Genomic DNA, 1,446 nt, shown 5'->3' with positions numbered 1-1,446 from the left:
GCTCTACCTTCTTGAACGGGTTGATCGAGCCATTCGTAGGGTTGGGTCGCCCAGGGGTGCTGGGTGTGGCTATCAGGCGGCTGCCGTCTCGTGGCTTGCCTCGCTTCGCCGCCCGGCACCCCACGACGACTCGGCCGCCGATTAGGAAGTGCGAACAAGTCGCTGAGTAGAGCAATGCCGGCGAGGTCGTCCGTGGTACGAACAGAACGAACACGCACCTCAGGAGCACGATGAGCCGGATATGGGCGGGGATCGACAGCGGCAAGGGGCACCACCACGGCCTTGCCTTGGACGTGAACGGCAAGACGCTGCTGTCGCGGCGGGTCGCCAACGACGAGCCCGAGCTGCTGAAGCTGATCGGTGATGTCCTGGACCTGGCCGACGGCCGCGAGGTCACCTGGGCCATCGACATGACCGGCGGCGAGCCCGCGTTGCTGCTGGCCCTGCTGATCAACCATGGCCAGGAAGTCCTCTACATGCCCGGTCGGCTGGTGAATCGCGCCTCCGACGGCTACCGGGGCGAGGGGAAGACCGACGCCCGCGACGCCTACGTGATCGCCGACCAGGCCAGGATGCGCCGCGACCTGCGGCCCATCCGTCCCGGCGACGAGGCCGCCATTGAGCTGAAGCTGCTGACCGGACGCCGTGCCGACCTGGTCGAGGATCGCACCCGCTCGGTGAACCGCTTGCGCGGCACCTTGCTGGGCATGTTCCCGGCCCTGGAGCGGGCTCTGGAGGTCACCAACACCGGCCCACTCAGGCTGCTGACGGGATATCAGACCCCGGCGGCGATCCGCCGGGCCGGTGTCGCACGGCTGACGAAGTGGCTGGTCAACCGCAAGGTCCGCAACGCAAGAGCTCTGGCCGAGGCCGCGGTCGAGGCGGCCGAGCGGCAGCACACCGCCGTCCCCGGGGAGAAGACCATCGCGAAGCTGGTCCATACCCTGGCCGAGGAGGTGATGGCCCTCAACGAGCAGGTTTCCGAGATGGACAAGCTCATCGAGGGCCGGTTTCGCGAGCACGAACTCGCCGAGATCGTCCTGAGCGTCCCAGGCATCGGCACCGTGCTCGGCGCGGAGTTCCTCGCCGCCGTCGGTGGCGACCTGGACGAGTTCGACTCCCCAGACGCCTTGGCGGCCTTCGCCGGCGTCGCACCGGCACCCCGCGACTCCGGCAAGGTCAGCGGCAACCTCCGCCGACCGGTCGCCTATCACCGACGGCTCCAGCGCGTCTTCTACACCTCCGCGCTGGTCAGCGTCCGATGCGACCCGAACTCGCGGAAATTCTATGACCGCAAACGCGCCGAGGGGAAGAAACACGTTCAGGCCGTGCTCGCACTGGCCCGCCGACGCGTCAACGTCCTGTGGGCCCTGATCCGTGACCGACGGTGCTATCAAGTCACACCTACAGTGACTACGGCCGCTTGACAACAGCATTAGGAAGCGA

Annotated in this window: 1 protein-coding gene; it reads left to right on the top strand. The window is 67.4% G+C overall.

Translation table 11 applies throughout. The features are described 5' to 3' along the window. Positions 1-230 precede the first annotated feature (230 nt). Positions 231-1,427: an IS110 family transposase gene (locus AB0F38_RS31640; protein WP_361900886.1), complete on the top strand. Its 1,197-nt coding sequence runs from the start codon at positions 231-233 to the stop codon at positions 1,425-1,427. Positions 1,428-1,446: the final 19 nt, after the last annotated feature.

The sequence above is a fragment of the Streptomyces sp. NPDC025273 genome, from assembly GCF_040638585.1.
GTDB lineage: Bacteria > Actinomycetota > Actinomycetes > Streptomycetales > Streptomycetaceae > Streptomyces > Streptomyces cinereorectus.
The sequence above is the reverse complement of the archived record's forward strand: the minus strand, read 5'-3'. Positions and strand labels throughout refer to the sequence as shown.

What these genes read in the sequence shown, in the direction of transcription:
- AB0F38_RS31640 (WP_361900886.1), top strand. Translation starts at nt 231, where the DNA reads ATGAGCCGGATATGGGCGGGGATCGACAGCGGCAAGGGGCACCACCAC.